We start from the raw sequence: 25,658 nt of genomic DNA, 5'->3' as shown, positions 1-25,658 counted from the left end.
GAAAACATTATGTTTTATAAAGATAGTATTTATTAAAGATTTATAGCTAAGGAGTTAAAGACAGAAAACCGAGTTTCTTAAGGTTTTGCCTTTTATTTTTGGGAAATCTTGCTATAATTTGATTGATTAGTTATTAATTTGATATTTTTATTATGTTACAAGGTACAAAAGAAATTCCTTTTCATGTTTCTAGCGGTGGAGTGGTATATAGAAAAAAGGATAATAAGATTGAAATTATATTATTGCATAGAGATAAAACTGATACTTATCATTTGCCAAAAGGAACTGTTGAAGATAATGAATCATTGGAAGTTACAGCAAAAAGAGAAATACATGAAGAGACTGGATATGATGTAGAATTAAAAAGTTACTTAGGTTTTTTGAATTCTGAATTTGAAAGAGATAATGCAAAAATTAAAAAAGTAACGAATTATTTTTTATTTACTTTGATTGATGAGAAGCAAAATGATTTTATAAAAGAGCATGATCAAGTATTGTGGGTAGAAATTAGCAAGGCAAAAGAATTGGTTTTAAAAAATAGATTGGATTGGATGGAGAAAGAAAATGAAATGGTTAAACGGGCTGAATTAGTATTAAGTGACAAGTAATGAGTAAAATTATTATATATAGATTTTGTTAAAAAAATAATAATTAAATATTATGCCAAGATCACCTGAACGATTTGCCGATATCAAAGAATCTGGAACAGAAAAGCAAGCTCCTGGTTTTGAAATTGAAAAAGAAAAAAATTAGAATATAATAAGAATAGATGACTATAAATATTACATAGCAAATATACTTTTAGTAAATAAGCCAATTTAAAGTATGAATAAACTTAAAAAAATTGATCAATATCTATTTTGGGACGTAAACTTAAAAAATGTCGATCCAGAAAGAAACAAAAATTTTATCATTCACCGAGTTTTATCTTATGGGACAATGGATGATATTAGAGAGCTTTTTAAAATTTATCATAGAGAAACAATAAAAAATGAATTTTTAAAAGCTCAACCTGGAATTTATTATCCAAATATTTTAAAACTTTGCCAGCATCTTTTAGGCATTAAAAAAATAGATAAAAATAAATATTTAAAAAAAATAAAATAAGAACATATGAAATTTTATAAGAATGAAGTCTTAAACGAAAGAATGAAACAAGATTGGGACACATTGAAAGAATTCAAAGATATTGGCTTTTTAGGAGGGGGCACAGCCTTAGCTCTGCAGCTTGGGCATCGTCTATCGATTGACTTTGATTTTTTTTGTTCAAAACCAATTTCTAGCAAATTAATTTTAAAAGTAAAAAAATTTTTTGGCAAAATCAAAATTTTAATTAACAATTCTGATGAATTGACTTTTTTGACGTCGAACAAAGTTAAAATAACTTTTTTATATTATCCTTTCAAATTTAATAGCCATTTAATAAATTTTGAAGATATAAAAATTTTAAATATCCTTGATATTGCTTCTGCAAAAGCTTATGCTTTGAATCGCAGGGCCAATATAAAAGATTACATAGATATTTATACAATTTTAAAATCAGGCATTAAATTGCCAGAAATCATTAAAATGGCATCTAATGTTTTTGGTGAATTATTTAGTGAAAAATTATTTTTATCTCAATTATTATATTTAGAAGATATTAGTACAAAAAATTTTGATGAAATAGTTTTTATTGGAAAAAATAAACCGAGTTTAGAACAAATAAAAACTTTTTTTAACGATTTAATTAAAATATAAGATTATTATGCCAAGATCACCTGAACAATTTGCAGATATTAAAGAATCAGAAGAAGTAAAGAAAGCTCCTGGTTTTGAAATTGCAGAAACGCCAGATTCAGAACAGTTTGTTGCTGAGGCAGATAAAATTGCAAAAGCAATAGAAGGCGATAAGCCAGTTCAACTCGAAACAGTTTTAAAATTTAGAGAAGCATTAGAAAAAATGATTGAGTCGGATCCTCGAATTGAAGCAAAAAGACTATTTGGTGAAGGATATATGGGGCCAGATGAAATTGAAAAACATTTTACTTTAGAAAATGGCGAGAAGTTATTTGAGTATTCTAAAGAAGAAAAACAAAAAATTAATCAAATGTTGCGTGAAAAACTAGATGATCCGCAAATTAAAGATTTAATTAGAAGAACATCAAAAGAAGAATTGCGAGAAAAATTCCAGCTTTTTCTTTTTCCGGACAAATTCAAAGATGGCACACCTGTAACAATGAAAGCTCTTTATGAAAGATTCCAGCCAGAAATGGAAAGGCGAGGGGTGGGTAAATTACTTTTTAGTACAGACTGGTATAAAAACGAAGATTTATTTACATCTGATTCAAATCAATTGTCTTGGAAATTGTTAAGCAAAGGCAATCTTGAGGGATCGCAAGGCAAAAATTATGTTGAAGAAACTAGATTTTTCAGAGAATATTTAAGACAAAACAATCTAGCAACAGCTGATGAATTAGCTGAATGCAGTGATGCAAAACTAGCAGAACTAACTCAACTAATGGTGACAGATTGGAAAAAAGCAGCTAAGCAACTATCTGAATTAAAAATTAATCAAAAATACAGGATTAATCCTTTAGAAGTTATTTTTATTCATGCAACACAAAAGAGTGCTTTGACTGGTGCTTATGCAAGGACTGCAAAACGCTCGTCTGCTGGAGAGTTGGTCGATGTTGGGGACTGTGGTTCTAGTGGCGCGGTTGTGAATGGATGGAAGCCTGAGGGTGCCCTTGGCGGTGTGGGCGTTTCTTTCTCCCGCTAGTGCGGACGATTGGACTCTTGGTTCTTGAGTTCTTGGACACTTGGAATTTTTAAACCTTAAGATATCGATTTAAGAAAAAACTGGTTAATAGAGCTAGCCTTTAATTAGGTGTTAGTTTACCAGTAAAAATATGTTTTGTCCGCACTGCTTCTTGTTGCTTCTTATGACAAAAAAGCTGTTTGATTATTCAATCATCTATTGTGTATTTGGATAGGTAACAAGAAAAGCGTTCTTCTGATGGGAAGTTGGTCAATGCTGGTAACTGTGATTCCAATGGCGCGAATGTGAATAGATGGAAGCCTGAGAATGCCAATGACAACGTGGGTGTTTCCGTTTCCTGAAATGCGGACAAAAAATTTAAGAGAAGCTAAATGTAGCTTCTCTTTGATTTAGTGACTGATTTTATCCATCCGCTAATTTGGTTTTTAACGAAATGTTTATGATTTTTGGAAAATTTGGTTGGACAGTCTAAGTTTTTTTTACTATACTTTATTTATGATAAAAGATAAAATTAGAAAAAATTTAGAAGAGGCGATTAAAAAGACTGGTTTTGATTTGCCAAAAGAAATTGCTATTTTGCAACCACAAAATGAAGAATTTGGTGATTATTCCTCGAGCGTGGCGATGGTTTTGGCAAAGTTAGAAAAACAGAATCCGATACTTGTGGCAGAGAAGATATTGAAATATTTGGATATCAAGAAATTAAATATTTATAAAGATATTACTGTTGCCAAGCCTGGTTTTATAAATTTTTTTCTGTCTGAAAAATATCTACTTGATGAATTAAGTACTATTTTGAAAGTAAAAGAAAAATATGGACAAGGAAGGATAGAAAAAAGAAATAAAATTAATGTGGAATTTATTTCAGCAAATCCAACTGGTAAATTGCATGTCGGTCATGGAAGAGGCGCTTTTTATGGAGATGTGTTATCTAATGTTTTGAAAAAAGCAGGCTATGATGTGACTAGAGAATTTTATATCAATGATGCTAAAAATTCAAAACAAATAAAAACATTGGGTGAGATTTTACATGGTCAGAAAAATCCTTATGCCACTGAATTTGTGGATAAATTAATTAAAGATTTGGGTCAGACAGAAAATTATTGGAAAACAACACAAATTGGTGATGCTGGATTTCAATTGGCAGAAAAAATTCAATTAGCTAATCGAGAATTTATTGAACGAGATTTAGGAATTCACTTTGATGTTTGGATGTCAGAACAATCATTACATGATATGGGCTTGCCTGAAAAAACAATGAAATGGCTAAATACAATTGGTTTAACTTATGAAAAAGATGAGGCCTTGTGGATGAAGACCACAAAATTTGGTGATGATAAGGATCGAGTTTTAATGAGAAAAACTGGTGAGCTCACATATTTTTTTGCAGATATAATGTATCATTTTGATAAATTTGAAAGAGGTTTTGATGAGCTTGTTGATATTTGGGGTGCTGATCATCATGGATATATGGAAAGAATGCAGGCAGCAGTAAAAGCAATGGAACGAGAAGGAGATTTAAAAATTATCATTACTCAACTTGTTAGATTAATTTCTAATGGCAAAGAAGTGAAGATGTCAAAAAGAGCTGGAACTGTTGTGAATTTGGATTGGTTGGTAAAAGAAGTAGGACTGGATGCAACAAGATTTTTCTTTTTAATGAAATCAGTTGAAACACACATGGATTTTAATTTGGATCTAGCAAAAGAACAATCCAAGAAAAATCCGGTGTATTATGTACAATATGCTTATGCGAGAATTTCTAGTATTGAATCGCGAATGAGCACAAATGCCTTTCAGGCCACAAATACCACAAATTTTGGATTATTGAAAGAACCTGCAGAATTTGAATTGATTAAAATTTTGTTAAAATTTCCAGAAATTGTGGCTGATGTTTCCAAAAATTATGAAATTCAAGGATTGCCTGTTTATGCAATTGCAATTGCTGACAAGTTTCATAATTTTTATGAAAAATGCAGAGTGCTGACTGAAGATGAAGAATTGACTGAAGCAAGATTAGGATTAGTTGAGGCAACGAGAATTGTATTAGGTGAGACTTTGGATTTGATGGGAATTGAAAAGAAGACAAAGATGTAATTTTAAAATAATTTATTTTAAAAACAGGCTTGACAGAAAGTCTGTTTTTTATTGTTGAGTCTTGAAATTTGATTATTTTAATGCTAGTTTTAATCCATGAAAAATAATAATAAAAAAATTATTGTTTGGAATGTAACGAGCAAATGCAATTTAAAATGTGAATTTTGTTTTGGTCCTGAAAAAAGAATTGAAGATTTGAATACTAATCAGGCTAGAAAAATGATTGATGAGTTTAAAATGCAAGGTTTTGAAAAAATAGTTTTTACTGGTGGAGAGCCTTTGACAAGAAAAGATGTGTTAAACTTAATTGAATACGCAAAAGAATTAGGATTTTATACTATTTTGCATACGAATGGATTATTGTTAACAAAAGAAAAATTGGAGATGATAGTTAAATTTTTGGACCAGATAAATTTACCTATCGATGGATCTGATGAAAAAATAAATCAGATCATGCGCGAACGAGGTGTTTTTGCAAAAGTAGTAGAGATTTTAGAATGGTTAAAAGAATACCATGAATTAAAAATTGTGATTTCGACAGTAGTGACAAAATTGAACAAAAATTGTATAATAAAAATAGCTAAGATTTTGCCAAAAAATATTTATAAATGGAGAATTTTTCAATTTAAAGCAATTGGAAAAGCAGAATTGTTTAAGGATAAATACGAAGTTAGTGATGATGAATTTAAGAAAATTAGTGAAGATGTGAAGAAATTAGATTTGAATTTTGATATTCAATTTGTAGGAAGAAATGATGAATTTTATGAAAGTTACTTAATAAAGTAAAATTTATGAGAATTGGAATTGATTGTCGAACAATTTTAGATCCAGAACATGGAGAATCAGCAGGAGTTGGACATTATACTTATCATTTGATTGAAAATTTATTAAAAATTGATACAAAGAATAAGTATGTGTTGTTTTTTGATCGTCGAGTTGGCGATGCTGGACATTTCAAGCAAAAAAATTCGGAAATAAAGTTTTTTCCATTTATCGAATACAAAAATTTTTTGCCAATTGCATATTCTCATTTTTTGGCAGCTGCATATGTAACTCGTGAAAAACTTGATGTTTTTCATTCTCCAGCTTCTTCAATTCCATTAGCATATTCTGGAAATTCTGTAGTAACAATTCATGATATGGCGATTTATCAAAATAAGTCTTGGTTTCCAGGACAAATTTTTGCAACTAGAGTTGTTGTTCCTTCAAGTGTTAGACGGGCAAAAAAAGTAATTACAGTTTCAAATTATACTAAGCAAGATTTGGTGAAATTTATGCAAATTCCGGAAGAAAAAGTGACAGTAGTCTATAATGGCGTTGATATAAAAATTGATGAACGAGAATCAGCGCAAACAAGGAAAGATTTTTTGAAAAATAAATTTGGAATAGAAAAAAAATATATTTTGTTTGTCGGTACAATTCAGCCAAGGAAAAATATTATGGGAGTAATTCAAGCTTTTGATCGTTTGCGAGGAACAAGCGCTTACGAAGATTTTCAATTAGTTATTGCTGGTAAAAAAGGTTGGGATAATGACGATGTTTTTAGAAGTATCCGACAATTTGGTTTAACAAAAAAAGTGATTTTTACTGGCTACATTACATCTTCTGATAAAGCATTATTGATGAAAAATGCATCGTTATTTGTTTTTCCATCTTTTTATGAAGGATTTGGATTATCGATATTAGAAGCTCAAAAAGTTGGAACTCCAGTAATTACATCTGATATTACTTCAATGCCAGAAGTTGCTGATGAAGGCGCAATTCTAGTTGATCCATATAATATTGATGCAATTTCTAAGGCAATGAAAAAATCTTTGACTGATCAAGATTTAAGGAATTCTTTGATAAAAAAAGGATATGAAAATGTTGCTAAGTTTTCTTGGGAGAAATGTGCACGTGAAACACTCGACGTTTACAAAGAAATTGTGGGAAAATAATCGTTCGGATATTACGGATATTGAGATATTAGGATATTAAATATTGAATATTAAATATTATCTTGATGAAAAAGTTTTTGCTATTATTTTTTGGAATTTTTATTTTAATGGGAGCTGGTTGTAAGAATGACATTCAAAAAACTGCAAATCAAACTTTTGGTTTGGAAGCTTTGAATACTGAACAAAAATTACAAAAAGATTTAGCAGAATCAAAAGCAAAAGAATTGTTTGCTCAAAAAGCAAATCAAGATCTTGATTTATCAACTGGACCTTGTTTGGCTGAAGAAATAATTACTGATTGGTCAGTTGATATTGTTCATAATCCAAGAACAGCAGTTGATGAAAAGTCTGAAAATCAGTGTCAAAATTATATTAATGGCAAAACTCATCATTTTGTGGAGTTAGATTTAAACGGCGATATTGTTAATGTTCATTAAATCACTCGAATAAATTTTCGAATATTTGCGAATTATTTTGCGAAAAAAATTTTTATATATATGGCAATTAAGAAAATTAAAAAACCATTGAAAAAAACTGTTACAAAAAAACCTTTGAAAAAGAAAGGAACTGTTTTGAATTTGAAAAGAAAGATAAAAAAGCCTGCAAAGCCAATAAAGATTAAGCCGAAAAAAGTAAAGAAAATTAAAAAAGAAAAAAAAGGAAGTAAGATTTGGTTTATTTTGCCAATCATTATTTTAATTATTTTGGCTGGATATTTTGTTGTTGCAAATTTTTATAAGTTTTGGCCTTTTTCAAAAGATTATAAAGTTTTGGAAGAAAACAGAGTCGTGATTAAGAAAGATATTCCTTTAGGTGCTGCTCGTCTTGAATGGGATAATTTGCAAATTCAATCTGATGAAAAAATTTCAGATACAGATTCCGATGGTAAAAAAATATTAAGCTCTTCCTTTGCTTCTGATTCTTCGAGATTGGTTTTTTTGGATGAAGATAAAAGCTTGCCAAAAGAAAATGATATTAATTATCCATGGAAAGGAAAACTTTTTATTTTAGATAATAAAGAGAGAAAAGATTTAGCTAATTTTTTCTATAATACTTCAGCGAATGATTTAAAAATTATTGGTAAAACTGCAATTGAGATATTTAATAATGAAAGAAAATTAATTAAAACAAATTTTAACGGAAATGATTATGTAAAAATAGATTTAGATAAAGCTGTTAGTTATGACTTGTCTGCTGATGGCAGAAAAGTTATTTTAGTTAAAAATAATGGAGAAGTTCTAATCAAGGATTTGCAAACTGGACAGTCAAAAAGTTTAGGAAAAGAAAAAATAGGAGACAATATTATTTTTTTGAATCCGAGATGGTCACATGATGGAAAGAACATTGCTTTTTTGAAAAGATTGGACAATAAAAATATTTATCCAAAATATGAAAATTTTGAAATTGGAATAATTGATGCAACAAATGGGAAATTAGCTGATTTTAAGACTTTGGGAGTAACTTATATTCCTGATTCAGCAAATATTACTGTTGATGAAATTTGGTCAGCAAATGATAAATTTATTTTGGATAACGTTTCAAGCAATGTTTATTCAATTGATCCAGCAAAAACTTTGATTTCAAATGACCAAGATTCTTTTGCTCGAATGAAAAGCGTTTTGTCGCCAACTTCAGATAAAGTTTTAGTTTATGAATATTATAAAGATAATGTTAATGATAATCCAAACCATGCAATTTTTGATCTTTATGTTATGAATTTGGATGGATCAAAAAGAATTGAATTGTTGCGAAAAGAGGGCGATATTAATGATTCTCAATTATTAAATATTTTTGGAACTTGGTCGCCTGACGGAGAAAATATTGTTTATAATAATGATCGAAAATTATGGATGGTTGGATCTGATGGAACAAATTTAAAACAAATATCAAAAGAAGATAAAGATTATTCAAATTTATTATGGTCTGTTGATGGCAAGAAATTAGTTTATCTAGCAGGTAATGAAGTCTGGCTGATTAATTTGGGTGAAAATAATGAAAAAGCCGAAGCTCAAATTAGCAGCAATGAAAAAATATCAATTAAGTCTGATGAGCAATTAACGACAACTTCTGAAGAAGAATATTTAAAAGGTCAGACATTTTCAAAAGATAATAAAAATATTTTATCAGAAAGATTTTCAAAAAATAATGAGGGCGTTAATTCGCCCTTTGTTTATTATTATTTAACAAATTTAGAAAATAAAGAATCTAAAAAAATCAGCGATGAAATTTATTCATTGAGCAGCAGTTATAAAACAAGATGGTTAGATGATGGAACAGTTGTATATGATAATTTAATAAATAATAATTTGAATATAATTTGGTCAGATAAAGATGGGAATATTGTTGATAAAAAAGAAATAAATAATTGGAATAAGAATTGGTTTGGATGGGATATTTCTAACGATGGAAAGGAAGTAGTGACAATTGATTCAAATAACAAAATTAATTTATATAAAAAAGGAGAAGCTGATTCAAAGATAATTTATGAAGGCGATCCAAAAAGTTCGACAAATTGGATAAGATGGTCGCCAGATAAAAAATATATTGCTTTGTTAAAAGGCGATAAAGATGTTTGGTTATTGAAATTAGAAAATGATAAAGTTGTGGAAAATAAAAGATTAGGTGGAAATCAAATTTTTGGCAGAGACGGCGGATTTGATCCAGAAAGTTTTGTTTTGTGGTCGTCTGATAGTACAAAAATGATTGTTCAAGATTCTGGCAATGTTTTGGATGTTAGTAGCGGTTTGATTGCAGAAAAATTATTGCCTTGTTTTTCGGCTGAATTTGGCAGCAAGCCAATTTCATTTGATTATAAATGGTCGCCAGACAGTTTGTTTATTGCTTATAGACAAGATAATAATTTGTATGCAGTAAAACCTGATGGTTCTGATAAAAAAACTTTAGCAGAAAATAAAATATCTGCTTTTGATTGGAATTCTGATTCTAGTAAAATATTTTTTGCTGATGATAATGGAATTTCGGTTGTGAATTTAGATGGAAGTGAAAATAAAAGATTAATTGAAAAACCTGGAAAATATAGCTACATTAAATTATCTTCTGATAATACAAAGATTGTTTACGTAAAAGATGGAGAAGTGTGGATGGCGTATTTGGCAAGGTAGAGACGCCTAAATTGGGCGTCTGTACAAAGTAAAAAATAAAAAAACACTAAAAATATTTAGTGCTTTTTTAAAAATTTTTATTGATATTTTTATTAACGCTGTTTAGACGGCGTTTTTTTATTTTGTTTTATAGCCTTTCATTAATAATGCATTTAAGACAACACTAACAGATGAAAATGCCATGGCAGCAGCAGCAATCATTGGACTTAACAGCCAACCAGTAAATGGATAGAGTATTCCAGCAGCAATTGGAATGCCAATTATATTATAGATAAAGGCCCAGAATAATCCTTGTTTGATTTTTTTTAAAGTATAGCTGCTTAGATCAATTGCTTTTAAGACATCTCTTAAGTCATTCTTTATTAATATTATTTCACCAGTTTCTATGGCAACATCTGTGCCAGAGCCTAAAGCAATGCCAAGATCTGCTTGGGCAAGAGCTGGTGCATCATTAATTCCATCGCCAACCATGGCAACAGTATTTCCTTGTTGCTGAAATTTTTTAATTTCTTGCAATTTGTCTTGAGGCAAAATTTCGGCTGAGACATTTTCGATTCCAATTTTTTGAGCAATATTTAAAGCTGTTGCTTTATTATCGCCAGTAATCATGGCAACTTTTATTCCCATTTTTTTGAATTTGGAAATTACATCTGGTGTTTCTTTTCTTATTTCATCAGCAATAACAATTGCACCCATGACTTCTTTGTTATGATGGCCGACAAAAACAATAATTCCTTTGTTGGCATATTTGGAAGTCATAGAATTAGCCCATGAAGTATCAAGACCTTGTTCAGCAAGCATTTTAATATTGCCAACTAATGCAGGTAAATCATGAGTTGGACAATAGGCAATGACACCTTTACCTTGAATTTCTTTAAAATTATTGAATTCATCTAATTTGATTTGTTTTGATCTGTCATAATCAATTATAGCTTTGGAAATCGGATGATTTGAAAATTGGGCAATTGAGCCGGCAATTTTCATAATTTGTTCATTTGAAAAATTATATTTTGGATTTTGAATGATACCTTGAATTTTTAATTTTCCCAAAGTTAAAGTTCCGGTCTTATCAAAAACAATCATGTTTATTTTATTAGCAATTTCTAGAGCTTTGCTGGATCGTATTAGAATTCCATTTTGAGCAGCAAGGCCTGTTCCCATCATAACAGCGACAGGTGTTGCTAAACCTAGAGCGCAAGGACAGGCGACAATTAATACGGCAACAAAAATTGTCAAAGAGAATGCTAAAGTGTGGCCAGCAATTAACCAAATAATTAAAGCGATTATGGCAACAATAATTACGATAGGTACAAAATAAAAGGAAACTTTGTCTGCTAATTCTTGAATTGGAGCTTTTGAACCCATCGCTTGTTCAACAATTCTGATAATTTGAGACAACATTGTGTCATTGCCAACTTTTGTGGCTTGAAATTGAAAACTGCCAGTTTTATTGATTGTCCCTCCGATAATTTTATCGCCTAATTTTTTTTCAACTGGAATGCTTTCACCAGTGATTGCTTTTTCGTCAATGGTCGAAAAACCTTTTGTGATAATACCATCAACTGGAATTTTTTCGCCAGGTCTTATTAAAATAATATCATTTACTTTTACATCTTGTGTTTTGATTTTTATTTCTTGATTATTTCTAATAATCGTTGTTTCTTTTGGACTCAAGCCAATTAATTTTTTTATTGCTTGGCTAGTTCTACCTTTTGTAACTGTTTCTAAGTAATCGCCTAAAGTTATAAAAATTAAAATAAAGACTGAACTTTCATAATATAATTCTGTTGGTTGAACATTTTTGTTAATCAGTGAAATGATTGAAACTATTAAGCTATAAAAATAAGCAGTTGCTGTGCCGATGAAAACTAAAGAATCCATATCTGGTTGAAGTCTGAATAATGCTTTAAAACCTCGAATCCAAATTTTGAAACAAACAAGTATAACTCCTGTTGCTAAAACAAATTCGATATAAATTAAGTAATTTTCAAAAAAAGATGGAATTGGAAGACCAAGCAAGCCACCCATTGCAATATAAATAAGTGGTAAGCCTAAAATTAAAGAGAAAATAAATTGATTTCGTAATTTATTAATTTCTGATTTTTTTTCAATATCAGCATGAGAATGATAACCATGTCCTTGATGTTCCATTTTTTCTTGCTCTGATTTGTAGCCAAGTTTTATTATTTTTTCTTGAATTTTTTGTACATTAATTTTGTCTTCATCAATTTCAATTAAAGCTTTTCCATTAGCATAATTAATATTGATGCTAATTATACCTGGATCTTTTTTTAAAGTATTTTCGATGTTGGCAGCGCATGATGCGCAATGCATGCCAAAAATGTTGAGAGTGGTTTTTTTGTTCATAAATATATTTTATACATTTATAATAACAGATTTTTGACAAATTTTGTATTTCTGATAAGCTATTTAAATTGATGATTGTTCCTTGCAAAAAAGGAGGAGAGAAAAATGGGTAAGAATTTTGTTTATGATGTAGTCAGAAGAAAAAAAGATGAAGCTATTACTTTAAAGATGTGTGCAACTATTGTACAACAAGTGGCTGCAATGCAAATGGAGTTAGAGTATTTGTTTGCATTAGGGTATTGGTTTCCTGATATTGAGGGTGAAGAAAGTGAAATAGAATTCGGGTTTTTGTTTCGACGTCCTGTACCTGTAGATGAAAAGATTTGTTATGAATATGATAGGTCTCATACAAGATTGAATGAGGATCAGGAAATCTATGATTTTGTTTTAGAAGATATTGTGATTTTGTTGAACGCTTTGATTGAAAGATGTAGTAGATCAATTAATGATCTTAGATTATATTCTTATCCATATCTTACTATTGGTCTTCTTGACGGATATCTTGAGGCGTTGATGGAAGAAAATAAAGATGTGTGGACAGATAGTCTTTTGGAAAAGGTTAGATTGTATATTGCTGATCCAAACATGAACAAATTTACTCAGAATGAGATTGAACTAATAACGGTATTGCGAGATCGCATTTCAAGAGAAATTGATGCAAGAAGAGAATTGGATTCAATATTGGGTGGGTGATTTTGAAGAATGTGATATGATAATGAACATTGTATGTAGTTAGAGCCTTGAGCTCTATTTTTTTATTTAAATTTTGACAAATTTTGTATTTCTGATAAAATAAGTGTGTAAATTTTAAAAACGTTTGAGTTTGGTTATCGCCAGACAAGTTGGTGAAAGAAAGCTGAAAGTTTCTACCTTGCCCCTGCCTTCGTTGTTACTACGGCAGGCAGGTATGGTAAGGGCGTACCTCCGCCATGGGCGGAGTAGAAGTCTTTAGGGAGTAGATTCACTCGGGTAAGCCCGTTATAGCTGAAAAACAAGGGATATTAGATATTGGAAATTAGAAATTAGTACTTTTCTAATATCCAATTTCCAATTTCTAATTTCCGAATTGAGGTGGTACCGCGAATTTTATCGCCCTCTAATATTTTTAGGGCGTTTTTTATTTGAATCACGAATTTTTACGAATGCCCTACGGTCACTAATATCATGAATAATTATGATCAAATTAATTTTTGTCAGGCATGGTGAAAGCGAGAAGAATACTTTAGATATTAAATCTTGTAGTTTGGATAAATATCCTTTGACAGAAAAAGGTAAGAAAGAAGTTGAAAAGTTAGCTAATGAAATTACTGATAAAATAGATTTAATTATAACTTCGCCAGTTTTGAGAGCGCGAGAAACAGCTGAAATTTTGAATAAAAAGTTTAAAGCTAAAATTTTAATAGATCCTTTGATTTCGGAATATGATTACGGACAATGGAATGATCGGACTAAAAAAGATCTTTTGGAAAATGATGAAGATTATCGTAAATATAGGCAGATGGAACCAGGTGAAGAAAGATACAATTTTAAATTAGGAAGTACTGGAGAATCAAGAAAAGAAATTGAGGAAAGAGTTAGAGAATTTATTGAAAAGGTTAAAAAAGAATATGTTGATAAAAATATTTTAGTCGTAAGTCATGGCGGAATTAATGCAGCGATTTATAAGGTTTTGAATAATAGTAGTATTGAAGAATATTTTGAATCAGAAAGAATCGGATATAGCGATATACAGACTTTTATAATAAAATAAAAAAACCACGTTAGTGGTTTAGTGAACAGAGAGCCATTTTTTCAAATTGATTGTAGTTTCATCCAATCCGACGAAACTGCCCTTCAAGACGCCAGTTGGTCCTTTGATCTGTTTCCCAACCTTTGCGTTCTGAATTGCAGCGAGGACTGGAAAAGCGTATTCACCTTGTTTTGTGCAGAAAGATCGAGCCAATTTGCTGACAGATGCCAGCTCTTTGTCATTGTTTGCCTGCCAGTATACAAACTTCCAGCCGGCGGGTGCTGACTGGTTTTCCCAGTAATGCTTGGCAATTTTGCAGGGTTCACACCACGTTGCACTGAACATGACGATCACATTTGGAGCCGAATAGATCTGCTTCCAGAATTCCTTTTCAGAATGAATCTCGATCCAGCGCACACCGTCGTATCGGCGAGAACCTTCCGGGAACACGATCTGTTCTTGTTGTACTTCTTGAACGTACTGAGGTTGCTGAACCTGTTGTACCTCTGCGACTGGAATGCAGGAGGTGAGCATGAGGGTGAGAGCTAGAACGAGCAGTTCGAGTTTCATCTGTTTCTCTCCTTTGTCGTTGCATGTTGTTTCGTGGCTTGGGAAAGACATTTTTTGCCTATATATTATATTATCATATTATTTAATAATTGTCAATAGAAATAAAAAAACCACGTTAAGTGGTTTAAAATAAAGGTTCGGGTTCTTTTAATTTTGATGGTTTTGGAGGATTTGGATCAAGAATGTTTCCGATTACGCCAAGAATAAATGCTCCTACCATAAGAAAACCTTCCTGATTCATTTCGTAATTGAGCCGGGAATATGTTATAGTTTCGCTAGAAAACAAATTCTGAATGTTGTGAAAGTTGCCGACGACAAGCCAAAGTATGAAAAGTACAGCTCCTGAATATCCGAAGATTTTGGATATGACCAGTCTAGTTTTTTTCACCTATTTCCTCCTGTGATGCCACTTTCGTGGCTTAGAAAGAACATTTTGTTTGTAAATTACATTATTATATTAATTAATATTTGTCAACTATGTTTAAAAAAGTAGATCCAAGACAAGATTTTATTAAATTAGAGCATGATGTTCTTGATTTTTGGAATAAAAATCGCATGTTCTATAAATTGCAAAAAAAGAATCATGGCAAAGAGCCTTGGTCTTTTATTGATGGTCCAATTACTGCTAATAATCCAATGGGAGTGCATCATGCGTGGGGAAGGACATTGAAAGACGTTTTTCAACGCTACAAAGCAATGCAAGGATTTGATCAGCGTTGGCAGAATGGTTTTGATTGCCAAGGATTATGGGTTGAAGTAGAAGTTGAAAAAGATCTAGGATTTAATTCAAAAAAAGAGATTGAAAAATTTGGTTTGGATAATTTTTCTAAAGCATGCAAAGAAAGAATAGAAAAATATTCTGAAATTCAGACTGAACAATCAAAGAGATTAGGACAGTGGATGGATTGGCGAAATTCTTATTATACTTATTCAGATGATAATATTGAGGCAATCTGGACTTTTTTAGAAAAATGCAAAAGAAATGGTTGGTTGTATAAAGGATATTCAGTAATGCCTTGGTGTACAAGATGTGGGACAGCATTGTCACAACATGAATTGTCAGATGATGGTTGGAAAGAAGTTGTTCATGAGGCAGTATATATTAAGTTAAAAAGAAAAAGTGAAGAAGCTGAAATTAACGAATACTTTTTAGTTTGGACAACAACTCCTTGGACATTGCCAGCAAATGTGGCTTTGGCTGTAAATCCAAAAGTAAAATATGTTCGGGCAATGAAAGATGGTGAGACATATATTATTGCTAAAGCTTTGGTTGCCAAAGTTTTGGGTGAAGCTGAAATTATGGAAGAGGTTGATGGTAAAAGTTTATTAGGTTTGCATTATGAAGGTCCATTTGATGAATTGCCTGTGCAATCTGGAGTCGAACATAAAGTAATTGCTTGGGAAGATGTTGGTGAGGATGAAGGTACTGGAATTGTACATATTGCTCCTGGGTGCGGTGAAGAGGATTATCAATTATCAAAAACAAATAATTTGAAGATTATCGCGCCAATTGATGAGTTTGGTAATTATGTTGACGGTTTTGATTGGCTGAACAAAAAAAATGTTCACTCAATTAAGAAAGAAATTTTTTCATCTTTGAAAGAAAAAGGCAATTTTTTAAAGACTGCGGATATTAAACATCGCTACCCATTTTGTTGGAGATGCAAAGAAGAATTAGTATTTAGAGCTGTTTCAGAGTGGTTTATTGATGTTTCAGAAGTAAGAGAGCCAATGAAAAAAGCTGCTGAAAAGGTTGGTTGGTTGCCAGAATCTGTTGGAAAGAGAATGCAAGATTGGCTTGATAATATGGGCGATTGGGTAATTTCTCGTAAACGATATTGGGGTTTGCCATTGCCTCTTTATGAATGTGAATGTGGAGAAGTAACTGCTGTTCAATCAAGAAAAGAGCTTTTAGAATTATCAAATCAGCAATCAACAAATTTAATTTTAGCAAGGCATGGGAGAAGCGAGTGGAATGTTGAAGGCAAGGTTGATTCAATAATGCCAGGTTCAAACTTAGATTGGAAAGGACTAGAAGAGGCAGAACAATTAGCATTGGAAATGAAAAAAAGAGGTGTTGATGTAATTTACACATCATCGTTTTTGCGATGCAAAAAAACTGCTGAAAAAGTTGCTCAAATTTGCGGCATTGAATTAGTTGAAGATGAAAGATTGAAAGAACAAAATTTTGGTGAATGGTCGGGACAGAAAGTCTCTAATTTTGAAAAAGATTTAACTGCATTCTTTGAGCAAACTCAAGATATAAAAGCTGGAAAAAATGGCGAAACAATAAAAGATCTTTTTTCTCGAGCACTTTCTTTTTATGAAGAAATAATTGCCAAGCATAAGAATAAAACAGTTGTAATTGTTTCTCATGATGGTGTATTAGCTGCTTTGGAAGCAATAATGAAAGGTAGAGACAAAATGAGAAATGTAATGAAAGTTACAGCACAAAATGCAAAAGCGCATGAATTTAATATTTTAGGAAATGGTACGGTAATTCCTGAATTGCATCGTCCTTGGATAGATGAATTAAAGATAGTTTGTCCAAAATGTGGCAAAGAAGTTTCAAGAATCAAAGATGTTGGAGATTGCTGGCTTGATGCTGGAATTGTGCCATTTTCAACTTTAAAGTATTTTAGTGATAAAGAATATTGGGCAAAATGGTTTCCAGCTGAATTTGTTTGTGAAATGCGCGCTCAAGTTAGATTGTGGTTTTATTCGATGTTGTTTATGGCTGTAACATTGGAAGATGAGACGCCATATAAGCAAGTATTGGCTTATGAAGAGGTAAGAGATGAAAAAGGCAAGCCAATGCATAAATCATCGGGCAATGCGATTTGGTTTGATGAAGCAGCAGAAAAAATGGGTGCTGATGTAATGAGATGGATGTATTGTGTGCAAAATCCAGCTTACAATCTTAGATTTGGTTATAGATCGGCAGAAGCGATTAGACGCAAATTAATTTTGTTATGGAATGTGTATTCCTTTTTTGTGTTATATGCGAACATTGATAACTTTAAACCTGCAGAAAATAGTAAATTAATGCTGAACAATAAACTTGATCAGTGGATTATTTCGGCTTTGAATGCTTTGATTGCTGAATGCAATAAAGAAATGGACAAGTTTAACGCGCAAAGAGTAATGGAAAAATGCGAGAAATTTTTGGATGATTTGGCAAATTGGTATGTTCGAAGATCAAGAAGAAGATTTTGGAAGAGTGAAAATGATGATGATAAAAATCAAGCTTATCAAACGCTATATACTGTTTTGACTAATTTTGTGAAACTAATCGCGCCTGTCGTGCCTTTTGTGTCTGAAGAAATGTATCAGAATTTGGAGCGTCAGAGCGTCGGAACGTCAGAAATCGGAAGCGTACACCTTTGCAACTATCCAAAAGCAGATTTGAGTTTGATTGATGCGAAATTAAATAATGAAATGGATTTAACAAGGACAATTGCGAAATTAGGCTTGGCAGCACGTGCAAAAGCGCAGATGAAAGCACGACAACCATTAGCAATGTTAAACGTAAAAAGTGGAAAAGTAAGTGATGATCTTGTAGCTATTTTACAAGACGAATTGAATGTGAAGGCAATTGAATTTGTAGAGAAAATTGATTTTGAAGTTATTGAAAAAAAGAATAAGAAAAAGTATATTTCTAAGGAAAAAGGTTTTGAAGTTGAAGGCGATGGCAATGTAGTTGTTGCTCTGCAAACAGATTTGACTGAAGAATTGGAATTAGAAGGTTTAGCTCGTGAAGTTGTTAGACAAATTCAATCTATGCGTAAAGAAGCTGATTATCAGATTGCGGATAGAATTAAAGTTTGTTTTGAATTAGGCGATAAAGGCAAGAAGGTTTGTCAAAAATTTGAGAAATATATTGAGAAAGAAACTTTAGCAACTGAACTTGAAGAGGGTAAGAAGGAAGTTGATTTGGGTAAAGATGTGAAAGTTGGAAAAGAAGAAGGATGGATTGGAGTGAAGAGATAGCTGAACAAATAATTTGAACAGATAAAAAGACAGGTAAATAATTAATTATCTGTCTTTTTTTATTGATTTTTCAATTAAAATTAACTATTATAGATTTAGATAAGAACGTCGGAAAAGGAGGAGGAGATGAAAGGATTGTTTGTTCTTTTATATAATTGTATTCGTTGTATGTCAAAATTTTTGTTTTACCAAGCATTGATTACTGAAATTTTTGCCATTGCATTTATGATTGTTTTCTTTTTTATTATTCTTTTTCCTTGTAGTGTATGTAGTGTATTTTTTTCTAGTTCTATTCCGAAAGATATTGTTTCGAATATTTGGCTTTATTGTTCGATCTTTTGGGCAGTTGTTTGTGGTCTGGTTTGTAATGTATATTTGTGGTATGCCGATTTTCAGCAAATTAAAAAGTATCCTTACTGTAAAACATATAGCGATGTACTAGCACATATTGCCAGCTAATTTTGAAATGCTGGTTTTTTTATTTAAGGCTAAAAAGTTGACAGGTAAGTTACTTGACCATCTTGTTTATGCTATAATAATTTAGTTATTTAGCATTTAGTTATTTTGTTATTAATTTGTGCCTACATACAAGACAAAAGGAATTATCATAAAAAGAGTGAATTATAAAGAAGCAGATAAAATTCTGACTATTTTTACTCCAAATATGGGAAAAATATCGGCTTTAGCAAAAGGAGTTAGAAAGACAACTTCTAAGCTTGGTGGGCATTTGGAATTATTTGGAAGTGTAAATTTGATTTTGGCTGAAGGCAAAGGTTTTGATATCGTAACTTCTGTAGAAAAAAATTGTCATTTTAAAAATTTGTGCTTTGATTTAGATAAAGCTTCGCATGCTTATTATGTTTGCGAATTAGTTGATAAATTTACTCACGAAAATTTTAAGGATACAAGATTGTACGATTTATTGTTTTTAACTTTAGATGCAGTAAATTGTGAAATTGCGTTAAATAAAAAATTGGATTTAATTTTGAGCAGCTTTAAGATTAAATTATTGCATATTTTGGGATTTTTGCCTGATTTGAAAAAGTGCGTTAAATGTGGTAAAAAGGATAGGGAAAATTATTTCAGCTCATTTTTAGGCGGTTTGATTTGCAAGGATTGTTTTGATGTAGATCGCGAGAGTTTAAAGATATCTTTTGAATGTTTGAAAGTTTTGAATTTTTTGGAACTTAATAATTTTGAAAATATCAAAAGATTAAAGATTGAAAGAAAATTAAGTTTGGAAATTGAAAAAGTGCTAGATCAATTTATTAGATTTAATTTGGAAAGAGAATGTAAGGCAAAGAAGTTGTTAAATGATGTTGAAAGGCTTAATGTTAAATTGCTAAATGGCTAAATTGTTTCAAGTTAATAATTAAATAACTGAGCAACTCGATTTATTATATGAGATTAATTAAATTATTATTTATAACTGCATTGTTATTTTCATTACCTTGTTTTATTTATGCTGAAGATTTTCCGGAAAAATCCGATAAGCTAGTTAATGATTATTCGAGAATTTTTAATAATGTAGATAATATAGAACAGAAGTTAGTTGATTTTGAGAGAAATAATCAAGCTAGAATGATAATTGTTGTTTTGCCGGTAAAAGGAGATATGAATGATTATGCTGACCAATTATTTTCACAATGGAATGTTGGTGGAAGAGAAGATAAAGGAATTTTGTTTTTAATTAGTTCTGAAAAAAAAGAAGCAGCTTTGAAATTAAGCTATGGTTTAAGTGAAAATTTAAAACAGGAACAAATTGATGACTTGGTTTCTAATGGAATAAATCCGGCATTGTTGGAAGGCAATTATACGCAAGCAGTTGATTTAGGAGCAAAAAACCTAGAAAAGATTTTAAAAGGGGAGTATAATGGCGTACAGTCTAAATCAAGCAATAATTTGGTTTTCGGAGTAATATTTTTGTTTGTTGTATTGTTTATAATTATTGCTTCAGCTTATGGAAGACAAGAAAGGCGAAGAATAATTTATAATAAAGAAAAATGAGTTTTAAATTGATTGGAAAAAAGAATAAAGCGAGGATCGGTATATTAAAAACCGCACATGGAGAAGTAAAAACTCCTTTTTTTATGTCGATTGCAACATCAGGATTTATTAAGGGTTTGACTACAGATGAGATGAGAGAAATTAAAGCGCCAGTAATTTTAAGTAATACTTATCATCTGATGCTTAGGCCAGGTGAAAAATTAATTAAGAAAGCCGGTGGTTTGCATAAATTCATGAATTGGAATGGTCCAATATTGACTGATTCTGGTGGTTTTCAGGTTTTTAGTTTGGCAAAATTTAGAAAAATTTCTGATGATGGTGTGAAATTTAAATCAAATATTGATGGTAAAGAATATTTTTTAACTCCTAAAAAGGCGATTCAGATTGAACAAGATCTTGGTTCAGATATTATGATGGTGCTTGATGAATGTGTGGAAAATCCGGCTAGTTATGATATTGCACGAGAGGCTGTTATGAGGACGACAAGTTGGGCTGATCTTTGTAAAAAACAACAAAGCAAAAAAACAAATAAACAACTTCTTTTTGGAATTGTGCAAGGATCATTATATAAAGATTTGCGAAAGAAAAGTGCTGAAGATTTGATTAAAATTGGATTTGATGGTTATGCAATTGGTGGATTGGCAGTTGGTGAATCAAAAAAAGAAATGAATAAAATGGTTGAATATACTGCGAATTTATTACCAGAAAATAAGCCAAGATATTTGATGGGCGTTGGATATCCTGAAGATATTGTTAAGGCAGTGTCTTTGGGTGTTGATATGTTTGATTGTGTTATTCCAACTAGAAATGCAAGACATGGAATGTTATTTACAGATTTGAAAAATGTAAATTTAAAAAAAGGAACTGTGAAATATAAGGCAATGCATATTACGAATGAAAAATACAAAGAAGATTTTAAACCTGTTGATAAGAATTGTGATTGTGAATTATGTAAAAATTATTCAAGAAGTTATTTACGGCATTTATTTATGTCAAAAAGTTTTTTGGGACAAAGATTGGCAACATTACATAATTTGAGATTTTATATAAGATTAATGGATGAGATTAGAGAGAACGTACTTTAGACAATGTTCGTTTTTGCTTTCGTTTAGCTAGGTGGACAACGAGTTCGCCTTCGCTCTGCGGAGCTAGGTGGACAAATTCCGCCTTCGTTCTGCGGAACTTCGGCGGACAAGGGAGGAAGGAGATGCCAGACAAGTTCGATGTTGTGATCGTAGGTGCTGGGCCGGCTGGTTTGTTTGCAGCGTATGAGTTGGTTTCGATGAGGCCTGATTTGAAGGTTTGTATTGTTGAGAAAGGTAAGCTGGTTCAAGATAGAACAAAGAAAGACATTATGAATGGCGTAGGTGGATCAGGGACTTTTTCTGATGGAAAGCTTCATGTGACGCCTGTTTTGAGTCATGAGACAATGTTGAGTTTAGTTGGATTGTCAGAATACCAGAGAGTTGTTGATGGCGTTGATAGGTCATTTACAAAACATGGTGCTCCAGAAAATTATTTTCCAAAAGATGAAGATCAAGATGTAGTGAGAAGATTGGTTGATGAAGCATTGATTCAGGGAATGAGGTTGGTTCCAAGAAGAGTTCGACATGTTGGTTCGGACAAATTGCCTAAAGTAATGCAAAGTTTTCAGGATCATCTGATTGCACACGGAGTTGTTTTTCGCACTTGTTGTTTTATTGAGAGACTTCATGAAGTTGAAGGAAAATGCAAGGGTGTAGTAATAAGTGGTGGAGATATTATTTTGGCAGATAATGTTTTGTTGGTACCTGGTCGTCCTGGAGCAACTTGGCTACAAAGATTGGCTAAGCATTTTAATCTTGGTTTGAGCTATGAAAAGGTGTTGATTGGTGTTCGAGTTGAATTTCCAGAAGTAATTATGAGAAAATATGCAGATGTAATGTATGAAGCAATCTTTTTAATCCAAACTCCTACTCATGATGATTTGGTCAGGACTTTTTGTCCTTGTCCTGGAGGTAAGGTTGCAACAGAGAATTATGATGAAGGTTTTGTAGGTGTCAATGGTCATTCAAGTTCAAAGCATGATTCTGGCAATTCAAACTTTGCTTTTTTGACAGAAGTGCAATTGGATGCGCCAATAGAGAATACAACGCTTTATGCTCAAGCTATTGCGAAAGTTGCGACGACTTTGGGTGGAGGAAGACCAGTTTTGCAAAGATTGGCTGATTTGAGAGCAGGTAGGAGAAGTACGTGGGATAGAATTAGAAAGAGCAATGTTCGTCCAACTTTGGAGGATGTAACGCCGGGTGATATTGCAATGGCATTGTCAGGAAGGATTGTGACAAATCTATTGGAGGGATTGGAAATTTTGGAAAGAGTAATGCCTGGTATTAATGATGGTTCAACTCTTTTGTATGCACCAGAATTGAAACCTAGGTCATCAAGAATTGGTACTGATGTAAATTTGATGACAAAAATGCCTGGACTTTTTATGGCTGGTGATGGTGCTGGTGTTTCTGGAAATATTGTTGGAGCAGCTGCAACTGGAGTGATTGCAGCTCGTGGAATTTTGAAGAACTTTTCGTAATACTGGATTTCATTGATGATCCAGTTTTTTTATGGTAAAATTTAGTTGTAAATTTATAAACAAAACCTAAAATACTTGATTGTTTTTTTGTTTCGAGTGTTTTAGTGTTTAAGTGATTTATATGGAAAATTTAATGGATAAAATTGTATCATTAGCAAAAAGACGCGGATTTATATTTCCGTCTTCAGAAATTTATGGTGGATTTTCTTCTTGTTATGATTACGGTCCAATTGGAGTTGAATTAAAAAATAATATTAAGCAACAATGGTGGAAAACAATGGTTCATGATCGAGAAGACATTGTCGGATTAGATGCTTCGATTTTAATGTCGCCAAAAGTTTGGTATGCATCTGGCCATTTGTCAGCTGGTTTTGCAGACCCAATGGCAGAATGTAAAAAATGCAACAAAAGGTTTCGCGCAGATCATTTGAAGGAGCAAGCAATTACAAAATGTCCAGAATGTGGTGGTGAATTGGGCGAGGTTAGAAAATTTAATTTAATGATGAAGACATTTGTTGGTCCACTTGAAAATGATTCAAGTATTACTTATCTTCGGGCTGAAACTTGCCAAGGTATTTATGTTAATTTTAAAAATGTTTTAGATACAATGAGACCAAAGATTCCTTTTGGTATTGCACAAATTGGAAAAGCTTTTCGCAATGAAATTACACCAGGTAATTTTACTTACAGAATGAGAGAATTTGAACAAATGGAGCAACAATTTTTTATAAGACCAGGTGAGAATGAAAAATATTTTGAAGAATGGAAAAAATTGAGAATGCAATGGTATGTTGATCTTGGCATAAATCCAGAAAAATTAAAATTTCATGAACATGCAAAAGAAGATTTAGCGCATTATGCTAAAGCTGCTTTTGATATTGAATATGATTTTCCTTTTGATAATAAAGAATTAGAAGGTATTCATGATCGTGGTGATTGGGATCTTTCTAATCATGCAAAATCTTCAAAACAAGACCTGTCATATTTCGATACTAAGCTGAACACAAAATTTGTTCCGAACATTATTGAGACTTCAGCTGGTGCTGATCGAGCTTGTTTAGCATTTTTGGTAGATGCTTATCATGAAGAATCCGTTAAAGATCAAGTTAGAGTGGTATTAAAATTTCATCCAAAAATTGCACCTATTAAAATTGCAGTTTTACCATTAGCAAAAAATAAAACTGAAATTACTGATTTGGCAAGAAAAATATTTAATGATTTAAAAACAAAATTTGTTTCAATGTATGATGATTCTGGAAGTATTGGAAAATTATACAGAAGACAAGATGAGATTGGGACACCATATTGTGTGACTATTGATTTTGATAGTTTGGAAGATAAAAAAGTGACTGTTAGAGATCGAGACTCAATGGAACAAGAAAGAGTTGAAATTGAGGGATTAAAAGATTATTTTGAGAAAAAAATAGGATATTAAAAATATTTTAAAAACCGCTTGAATATTTTGAGCGGTTTTTGTTTTACATTATGAATAATTTTTAGTATAATTTGATTATAAAATATAATTGAAAAAATATGCCAACAGGTGATGTGCCTACATTTAATCCAGAAGAAGAAAGAGGAGAAGAAGGAAGAACTTTTACAAGACCTGGGATCGAAGAAGTTCCAACTACTGAAGAATTGGAAGATGGAGGAAAAGGAGTAGAGGCCAGAGAAGCGAGAAGAATTTATGTAGATTTAATGGAAAGACGATTTGGTCCGGCTATTGCAAAAAAGGGTGTGCCAGAGGATGTGTTTAGAGAACAGCTAGAATCCTTGAAGGAACAAGCTCGAGAAATGGCTCAAGAAAGAATTAATGGCGAAAAGGATGAATTAACTGGTCTTTGGAGAAAAGAAACTTTTGCTAGATTGTTTGATGTTGAAATTGAGCATATGGATAATTATAAGCCTGGTGAAGTTTTGGTGTTATTAGCAGTTGATTTGGATAAATTTAAAAAAACAAATGATATTTTAGGTCATGATGCTGCTGATCTTAAAGTCGGAGAATTTGGAGAGGTTTCGATGTCAAAGAGAAGGAAAACTGATTTTGGCGGTAGAATGGGTGGAGGCGATGAATTTTGTTTTGCATTAACAAGAGTAAAGGAAGGAGATATTGATAAAGTAATGAATCGTTTCATGGATTCTGTTCGTTCAATTGATTTAGGGCATGATTTAGGTAATTTAACTGCAAGTATTGGAGTAAAAATAATTCATAAAGAAGATAGTAAAATGCCATTTGTTGATGAAAGAAAAGATGCTGATTTTGCTGCTTATATGGCAAAAAGAAATGGAAGAAATAGATGGATAAGAACAGATAGTGAAGAAATGAAGGAAAAAGAAAAAGGCGAAGATTGGTTTTTGATGAATTTGAGGGAAGATAATGCGAGAAAATTGGATAGATATGCAGCCTATCCAGATCTTTTAGCCAATTTTGAAGAAACATTAAAAATTCAGGCAAGGCTTGATTATCAATTATATTTAAATGAAAATTTAGCAAAAAAAGAGACATAAA

At 31.6% G+C, this 25,658-nt stretch carries 20 protein-coding genes; 18 read left to right on the top strand and 2 right to left on the bottom strand.

Annotation, left to right across the window (positions count from 1 at the left end):
• The first annotated feature begins 152 nt into the window (after window positions 1–152).
• The 9 genes from WC663_03695 (at window position 153) to WC663_03655 (ending at window position 9,917) form a co-directional block, all read left to right on the top strand.
• The gene (locus tag WC663_03695) at window positions 153–608 is read left to right on the top strand and encodes an NUDIX domain-containing protein (GenBank protein MFA6296432.1); all 456 of its coding nucleotides are present in this window, start codon (window positions 153–155) and stop codon (window positions 606–608) included.
• 217 nt (window positions 609–825) lie between these two features.
• Entirely contained in the window at window positions 826–1,107 is a 282-nt protein-coding gene (locus WC663_03690) for a hypothetical protein (protein ID MFA6296431.1), read from the top strand.
• A gap of 6 nt (window positions 1,108–1,113) precedes the next feature.
• Entirely contained in the window at window positions 1,114–1,740 is a 627-nt protein-coding gene (locus tag WC663_03685; protein ID MFA6296430.1) for a nucleotidyl transferase AbiEii/AbiGii toxin family protein, read from the top strand.
• A 7-nt stretch (window positions 1,741–1,747) separates the two neighbouring features.
• A complete protein-coding gene (locus WC663_03680; protein MFA6296429.1) occupies window positions 1,748–2,761 on the top strand; it encodes a hypothetical protein in 1,014 nt (337 codons plus the stop codon).
• 495 nt (window positions 2,762–3,256) lie between these two features.
• On the top strand, window positions 3,257–4,858 hold the full coding sequence (argS, locus tag WC663_03675; GenBank protein MFA6296428.1) for an arginine--tRNA ligase: 1,602 nt from the start codon (window positions 3,257–3,259) through the stop codon (window positions 4,856–4,858).
• 96 nt (window positions 4,859–4,954) lie between these two features.
• A complete protein-coding gene (locus WC663_03670; GenBank protein MFA6296427.1) occupies window positions 4,955–5,644 on the top strand; it encodes a radical SAM protein in 690 nt (229 codons plus the stop codon).
• 5 nt (window positions 5,645–5,649) lie between these two features.
• Window positions 5,650–6,795: a glycosyltransferase family 1 protein gene (locus WC663_03665; GenBank protein MFA6296426.1), complete on the top strand. Its 1,146-nt coding sequence runs from the start codon at window positions 5,650–5,652 to the stop codon at window positions 6,793–6,795.
• Between the two features lie 65 nt (window positions 6,796–6,860).
• On the top strand, window positions 6,861–7,232 hold the full coding sequence (locus WC663_03660) for a hypothetical protein (protein ID MFA6296425.1): 372 nt from the start codon (window positions 6,861–6,863) through the stop codon (window positions 7,230–7,232).
• A gap of 60 nt (window positions 7,233–7,292) precedes the next feature.
• Window positions 7,293–9,917, top strand: coding sequence for a hypothetical protein (locus WC663_03655; protein ID MFA6296424.1), 2,625 nt, complete (start codon window positions 7,293–7,295; stop codon window positions 9,915–9,917).
• Between the two features lie 117 nt (window positions 9,918–10,034).
• Here the strand turns inward: WC663_03655 and WC663_03650 are convergent, their stop codons facing one another.
• Complete coding sequence (locus WC663_03650; GenBank protein ID MFA6296423.1) at window positions 10,035–12,284, bottom strand: heavy metal translocating P-type ATPase; 2,250 nt, start codon at window positions 12,282–12,284, stop codon at window positions 10,035–10,037.
• Between the two features lie 105 nt (window positions 12,285–12,389).
• Between WC663_03650 and WC663_03645 the strand changes: the two genes are divergently transcribed.
• Both WC663_03645 and WC663_03640 read left to right on the top strand, forming a co-directional pair.
• Complete coding sequence (locus tag WC663_03645) at window positions 12,390–12,977, top strand: hypothetical protein (protein ID MFA6296422.1); 588 nt, start codon at window positions 12,390–12,392, stop codon at window positions 12,975–12,977.
• A gap of 481 nt (window positions 12,978–13,458) precedes the next feature.
• Window positions 13,459–14,034, top strand: coding sequence for a histidine phosphatase family protein (locus WC663_03640; protein MFA6296421.1), 576 nt, complete (start codon window positions 13,459–13,461; stop codon window positions 14,032–14,034).
• An 18-nt stretch (window positions 14,035–14,052) separates the two neighbouring features.
• On the opposite strand, the gene WC663_03635 is transcribed toward WC663_03640, so the two are convergent.
• Window positions 14,053–14,634: a thioredoxin family protein gene (locus tag WC663_03635; protein MFA6296420.1), complete on the bottom strand. Its 582-nt coding sequence runs from the start codon at window positions 14,632–14,634 to the stop codon at window positions 14,053–14,055.
• Window positions 14,635–15,060: 426 nt separating this feature from the next.
• Here WC663_03635 and WC663_03630 point away from each other — a divergent pair, with 426 nt between their 5' ends.
• From WC663_03630 to WC663_03600, 7 genes are all read left to right on the top strand, one after another.
• On the top strand, window positions 15,061–18,573 hold the full coding sequence (locus WC663_03630) for a class I tRNA ligase family protein (GenBank protein MFA6296419.1): 3,513 nt from the start codon (window positions 15,061–15,063) through the stop codon (window positions 18,571–18,573).
• Between the two features lie 577 nt (window positions 18,574–19,150).
• Entirely contained in the window at window positions 19,151–19,927 is a 777-nt protein-coding gene (gene recO / locus WC663_03625; protein MFA6296418.1) for a DNA repair protein RecO, read from the top strand.
• Between the two features lie 47 nt (window positions 19,928–19,974).
• On the top strand, window positions 19,975–20,580 hold the full coding sequence (locus WC663_03620; protein ID MFA6296417.1) for a TPM domain-containing protein: 606 nt from the start codon (window positions 19,975–19,977) through the stop codon (window positions 20,578–20,580).
• Window positions 20,577–21,665, top strand: a complete 1,089-nt coding sequence (tgt, locus tag WC663_03615) for a tRNA guanosine(34) transglycosylase Tgt (GenBank protein ID MFA6296416.1) — start codon at window positions 20,577–20,579, stop codon at window positions 21,663–21,665. Before WC663_03620 ends, tgt begins: the two co-directional genes overlap by 4 nt.
• Before the next feature lie 122 nt (window positions 21,666–21,787).
• Window positions 21,788–23,149: an FAD-binding protein gene (locus WC663_03610; GenBank protein MFA6296415.1), complete on the top strand. Its 1,362-nt coding sequence runs from the start codon at window positions 21,788–21,790 to the stop codon at window positions 23,147–23,149.
• A 121-nt stretch (window positions 23,150–23,270) separates the two neighbouring features.
• Window positions 23,271–24,584, top strand: a complete 1,314-nt coding sequence (locus tag WC663_03605; protein ID MFA6296414.1) for a glycine--tRNA ligase — start codon at window positions 23,271–23,273, stop codon at window positions 24,582–24,584.
• Window positions 24,585–24,682: 98 nt separating this feature from the next.
• Window positions 24,683–25,657, top strand: a complete 975-nt coding sequence (locus tag WC663_03600; GenBank protein ID MFA6296413.1) for a GGDEF domain-containing protein — start codon at window positions 24,683–24,685, stop codon at window positions 25,655–25,657.
• Window position 25,658: the final 1 nt, after the last annotated feature.

Source organism: Patescibacteria group bacterium, from assembly GCA_041662665.1.
Taxonomy (GTDB): domain Bacteria; phylum Patescibacteriota; class JABMPQ01; order JABMPQ01; family JAQVVF01; genus JAQVVF01.
The sequence above is the reverse complement of the archived record's forward strand: the minus strand, read 5'-3'. Positions and strand labels throughout refer to the sequence as shown.

Coding starts and splice junctions, on each gene's coding strand:
- WC663_03630 (MFA6296419.1), top strand. CDS start 15,061: ATGTTTAAAAAAGTAGATCCAAGACAAGATTTTATTAAATTAGAGCAT.
- WC663_03635 (MFA6296420.1), bottom strand. CDS start 14,634: ATGTCTTTCCCAAGCCACGAAACAACATGCAACGACAAAGGAGAGAAA.
- WC663_03695 (MFA6296432.1), top strand. CDS start 153: ATGTTACAAGGTACAAAAGAAATTCCTTTTCATGTTTCTAGCGGTGGA.
- tgt (MFA6296416.1), top strand. CDS start 20,577: ATGAGTTTTAAATTGATTGGAAAAAAGAATAAAGCGAGGATCGGTATA.
- WC663_03690 (MFA6296431.1), top strand. CDS start 826: ATGAATAAACTTAAAAAAATTGATCAATATCTATTTTGGGACGTAAAC.
- WC663_03605 (MFA6296414.1), top strand. CDS start 23,271: ATGGAAAATTTAATGGATAAAATTGTATCATTAGCAAAAAGACGCGGA.
- WC663_03600 (MFA6296413.1), top strand. CDS start 24,683: ATGCCAACAGGTGATGTGCCTACATTTAATCCAGAAGAAGAAAGAGGA.
- WC663_03665 (MFA6296426.1), top strand. CDS start 5,650: ATGAGAATTGGAATTGATTGTCGAACAATTTTAGATCCAGAACATGGA.
- WC663_03655 (MFA6296424.1), top strand. CDS start 7,293: ATGGCAATTAAGAAAATTAAAAAACCATTGAAAAAAACTGTTACAAAA.
- WC663_03650 (MFA6296423.1), bottom strand. CDS start 12,284: ATGAACAAAAAAACCACTCTCAACATTTTTGGCATGCATTGCGCATCA.
- WC663_03610 (MFA6296415.1), top strand. CDS start 21,788: ATGCCAGACAAGTTCGATGTTGTGATCGTAGGTGCTGGGCCGGCTGGT.
- WC663_03680 (MFA6296429.1), top strand. CDS start 1,748: ATGCCAAGATCACCTGAACAATTTGCAGATATTAAAGAATCAGAAGAA.
- WC663_03685 (MFA6296430.1), top strand. CDS start 1,114: ATGAAATTTTATAAGAATGAAGTCTTAAACGAAAGAATGAAACAAGAT.
- WC663_03660 (MFA6296425.1), top strand. CDS start 6,861: ATGAAAAAGTTTTTGCTATTATTTTTTGGAATTTTTATTTTAATGGGA.
- WC663_03645 (MFA6296422.1), top strand. CDS start 12,390: ATGGGTAAGAATTTTGTTTATGATGTAGTCAGAAGAAAAAAAGATGAA.
- WC663_03640 (MFA6296421.1), top strand. CDS start 13,459: ATGATCAAATTAATTTTTGTCAGGCATGGTGAAAGCGAGAAGAATACT.
- argS (MFA6296428.1), top strand. CDS start 3,257: ATGATAAAAGATAAAATTAGAAAAAATTTAGAAGAGGCGATTAAAAAG.
- WC663_03620 (MFA6296417.1), top strand. CDS start 19,975: ATGAGATTAATTAAATTATTATTTATAACTGCATTGTTATTTTCATTA.
- WC663_03670 (MFA6296427.1), top strand. CDS start 4,955: ATGAAAAATAATAATAAAAAAATTATTGTTTGGAATGTAACGAGCAAA.